This is a genomic window from Bradyrhizobium sp. Leo170 (assembly GCF_004296405.1).
Classification (GTDB): Bacteria; Pseudomonadota; Alphaproteobacteria; order Rhizobiales; family Xanthobacteraceae; genus Bradyrhizobium.
The window spans coordinates 1-462 of the sequence record NZ_PSRR01000874.1 but is presented as its reverse complement, the minus strand read 5'-3'; the positions used below and the strand labels follow the sequence as shown (position 1 = coordinate 462).

The 462-nt window shown below is 55.8% G+C and carries 1 pseudogene; it reads left to right on the top strand.

Going from position 1 to position 462, the window contains the following annotated elements:
- Positions 1-462: pseudogene (locus CWO89_RS45175) on the top strand (TrlF family AAA-like ATPase); the annotation flags it as partial.

Genomic DNA, 462 nt, shown 5'->3' with positions numbered 1-462 from the left:
GGGTCCGACGCGGATAGAAACAACCAGCTCGTCGATGAGATGGTTCGAGCGTTGAACGAAGCCGCGCCAATCGCGTTTGGTCTCATGGATTACTGGTCATTCGACGGCTGGTTCGCATTAAAATCCCGACAAACCCAGCATGGTGCGACAGCACTCGAGAAAACGGTGTTCCCCGGCATAGAGCTGCGCCTGTCGGCTCCCATGGAGGGCCGTCTTAATGCCCACGTCCTTTTTTCCAATGAGATTGGCGACCAGCATCTTCGGGATTTTCTGTCGCGTCTGGAGCTCGAACTCATCAACCAGCCTCTCTCACCTGACGCGCTTATTGCGTATGCCCGATATGTCGGCGCCGATAAGCTCGCTACCCATGGTTTTGATAAGGGCAAGGTCGCGTCGGATCGAGACGAAGCGTTGCGAGCCGGATGCACGATCGCGGAGGTAAAAGTGGACTCATACAAGGAG